This window comes from Phyllobacterium sp. P5_D12, assembly GCF_054049495.1.
Genome location: NZ_JBFUMG010000478.1, coordinates 1 through 3,442, shown reverse-complemented (window position 1 = coordinate 3,442; position 3,442 = coordinate 1). Strand labels below are relative to the sequence as shown.

At 58.2% G+C, this 3,442-nt stretch carries 5 protein-coding genes; 4 read left to right on the top strand and 1 reads right to left on the bottom strand.

Annotated elements, in window-relative coordinates; translation table 11 throughout:
• The 4 genes from ACXJ5O_RS22115 to ACXJ5O_RS22100 all read left to right on the top strand — a co-directional run.
• The coding region (locus ACXJ5O_RS22115) for a hypothetical protein (protein ID WP_457301772.1) at positions 1 to 186 on the top strand (186 nt) is incomplete at its 5' end.
• Positions 187 to 307: 121 nt separating this feature from the next.
• Positions 308 to 1,255, top strand: coding sequence for a tonB-system energizer ExbB (gene exbB / locus ACXJ5O_RS22110; RefSeq protein WP_457301771.1), 948 nt, complete (start codon positions 308 to 310; stop codon positions 1,253 to 1,255).
• Positions 1,256 to 1,266: 11 nt separating this feature from the next.
• A complete protein-coding gene (gene exbD, locus ACXJ5O_RS22105; protein ID WP_457301770.1) occupies positions 1,267 to 1,725 on the top strand; it encodes a TonB system transport protein ExbD in 459 nt (152 codons plus the stop codon).
• On the top strand, positions 1,725 to 2,624 hold the full coding sequence (locus ACXJ5O_RS22100; protein WP_457301769.1) for a TonB family protein: 900 nt from the start codon (positions 1,725 to 1,727) through the stop codon (positions 2,622 to 2,624). The genes exbD and ACXJ5O_RS22100 overlap by 1 nt, the downstream gene beginning before the upstream one ends.
• Positions 2,625 to 2,627: 3 nt before the next feature.
• Here the strand turns inward: ACXJ5O_RS22100 and ACXJ5O_RS22095 are convergent.
• Positions 2,628 to 3,442: GMC family oxidoreductase (locus ACXJ5O_RS22095; RefSeq protein WP_457301768.1), on the bottom strand; the 815-nt coding region annotated here is incomplete at its 5' end.

The following is a 3,442-nucleotide window of genomic DNA, read 5'->3' as shown; positions in this document are numbered from 1 at the left end:
AGCGAGCTGCATCGTTCGATTTTGTCAGAAGTGCTTGAGCGGCGGCGGTCGCATGCGTCGGCGGCGATTGCTCTGTCGCTGAGTGTTCGCCAGGTGCAAAGGATCGTTCGGACGTTCTGTCTCGAATGCGCGCCGGCGCTGCGTCTTCATCAAAACACTCCCTTACCCAATTCAAAAAATAGTTGATTATTTTAGTCATAAATACTAAGCCGCTACCAACCGATGATGCCRCCACGCGAATGCGCCTGATCAAGGCGATGGCCTCGGGCCTATCTGGCAGCGGCGAAAATTGAAGGATTGCAGAGCGATGCGAGCAAGGCCGCAAGGGTATCCAAGAGCCGCTATTATCATCCTGAGGGCAGGGGCTCTCGGCTTGCTGCTTTGCCTGTCTGGTTTACCCATTGCAACAGCCCAGGAGACTGCAGCACCGGTACCGCAGTCGGAGGTTGTGCAGCCGCCTTCGACGCAACCTGAAGCAGCCACACCAGCACTAGAACCGGCAATATCCGAGCAGAGTGAAGGTCACCAAATGGCAGCAACGCTGCCACATAATCTTTCACCCTGGGGCATGTTCATGGCCGCGGACTGGGTGGTCAAGTCGGTTATGATCGGTCTCGCCTTTGCCTCGCTGGTCACCTGGACTGTCTGGCTGGCGAAGACGCTTGAACTTGCCGGAGCAAGAGTGCGCGCCTATCGCGCACTCAACGCCATCGGCAATGCTCGCACGCTGCACGATGCCGAACGGGCACTCGAAGGCCGGGGCGGCCCGGGCGCGGCGCTTGTCAACGCGGCACGCGAGGAAGTGCGTCTTTCCGGTGAGGTTCAAGGATACACAAGTGCCGATGGTTTGAAGGAACGCGTCGCTTCGCGTCTGTCGCGCATCGAGGCTCAAGCAGGACGGCGCATGAGCCGCGGCACGGGAGTACTCGCAACCATCGGTTCAACTGCGCCCTTCGTCGGGCTTTTCGGCACGGTTTGGGGCATCATGAATTCGTTCATCGGCATTTCAGAGTCCCAGACAACCAATTTGGCGGTCGTTGCGCCGGGCATCGCAGAAGCGCTTCTCGCCACCGCGATCGGGCTCGTTGCCGCTATTCCGGCGGTTGTGATCTACAATGTTTTCGCGCGGTCGATCACCGGTTACCGGCAGTTGCTCGCCGATGCGTCGGCAGGAGTCGAACGGCTTGTCAGCCGCGATGTGGATTTTGTCAGGGTGCCTGCCACCGCCCACACCTCGCGCGCCGCCGCAGAGTAAGGAGAGCGATCATGGCTGGTGGCATCAGGCATAGCGTGTCGGACGACGAGCTCCAGGAAAATCACGAAATCAACGTGACGCCGTTCATCGATGTCATGCTGGTCCTGCTTATTATTTTCATGGTGGCAGCGCCGCTGGCGACGGTCGATATCAATGTGGATCTGCCAGCCTCGACAGCAACGCCCGCGACGCGTCCCGAGCAACCACTCTACCTGACGCTCAAGGAGGACAAGTCTATCGCAGTCGGCAACGAAACGATTTCGCGCGAAACGCTTGGCAGTTTTCTGGATCAACGTACGCAGGGCGACAAGGAAACCCGGGTCTTTCTTCGCGCCGACCGGGCAGTCGACTACGGTGCCTTGATGGATCTGATGAACGGACTGCGCGACACAGGCTATCTCAAGATAGCTCTTGTCGGTCTGGAAAGTGTTTCTCCTCGACCCGCACCCGCCGGTGAAGGCGTACAGTAGTGCATCAGCAGACAACTGTAACCAGAAGAGGGTTCCTGCGTCCAGATTGGCGCGAGGTTGGTCTTTGGTCGATTGCGGGACTGGCGGTCATCAGCATTCATGCGGGTGCTGCGTGGTATGTTCAGAACTATCAACCTGAGACACCCGCAAGCGATATTGCCGCCGCGGTAATGATTGATATGGAGCCATTGCCAGCACCAGTGGTGCCAGAGCCGGTTAAGGAAGAGCCGCCGGCCGAAGCTGAGCCAATCAAGCCGGATACCATGGAACAGGAAGCTGCAGCGCCCGAGCCAATCCCGGATGTGCAGCCGGAACCCGAGCCAATCAATCCAGTGGAAGAATTGGCTCCGGATCAGCCTGAACCTGAGGTGGCGGAAGAGCCCCAGCCGGAACCAGAAGTGACCGAGCCGCCCGAAGAACAGATCGAAGAGGTTGTGGAACTGCCAAAGGTAGAAGTGCCGCTTCCGGTGGTTCGTCCAACACCGAAAAAGCCCGACGTTCCAAAAAAACAGGTTACCGCGAAGGTCGTGCAAAAGCCAGCGAAGAAAGTCAGCACCGCGACCGTCCAAGACGCCACGCTCCGGGAAGCAAAACAGCAACCAAGTGTTTCGAGAGCAGCGTCAGCGCGGCAATCGGAGACCTGGCGTTCAAGGGTGCAGTCTTATCTGGCGCGCAGAGCAAACCGCGCCCGTGCAGAAGGGCAGGGCACCGTCAGGATACGCTTCGTGGTCACCAATGATGGCGCTATCGTTGCGGCAAGTGTCGTCGGAAGCTCCGGCGTGCCTCAGTTGGACCAGAGCGTGCTTGAAACAATCCGGAGGGCGTCACCAGTTCCGTCAGCGCCCGATGGAGTGGACGTATCGCGGCAAAGTTTTACCGTACCGTTTCAGATAAGATAGCCACTAACCCCTCGTGATCATCTCTGCGGCTTTTTCGGCGATCATGATCGTTGGTGAGTTCGTATTTCCCGAGGTGATCGACGGCATGATCGAGGCATCGGCCACGCGCAGACCTCGAATGCCGCGCACGCGCAATTGCGGATCGACCACTGAGTCCGGATCAGCACCCATGCGGCAGGTTCCTACGGGGTGGAATATGGTCGTGCCAACGGCACCGGCGGCTTCGACCAATTCCTCTTCCGTTTGATAGTCGGGGCCGGGTTTGAACTCCTCCGGCTTGAAACACTGCAATGGCTTTTGCGACACAATGTTGCGCGTGATCCGGATCGAGTCCGCCGCGACACGGCGATCACTTTCTGTCGTCAGATAATTCGGCTGGATCGCAGGATGCGAGCGATGATCCGGTGATTTGACGTGTACGGAACCTCGGCTCTCGGGACGCAGATTGCAAACGCTCGCAGTAAACGCCGGGAAGGGATGGACGTTTTCGCCAAACTTTTCCAGGGAGAGAGGCTGCACGTGATACTGCAAATTGGCCGTCTCGAAAGAGGGATCGGACCTGGTAAAAACGCCAAGCTGGCTCGGCGCCATCGACATGGGTCCGGACCTGCTGATGAGATATTCAAGCGCAATCGCTGCTTTGCCCAAAAGACGATTGGCCTTCTCATTGAGTGTCGGAATACCGGTAACCTTGTAGGCACAGCGCAGCTGCAGATGATCCTGGAGGTTTTCTCCGACATTGCGCCGTTCCAGGACCGTTTCGATACCCGCAGTCTGCAAGATGTCGCCGCGACCGATACCTGATAGTTCGAGAATAT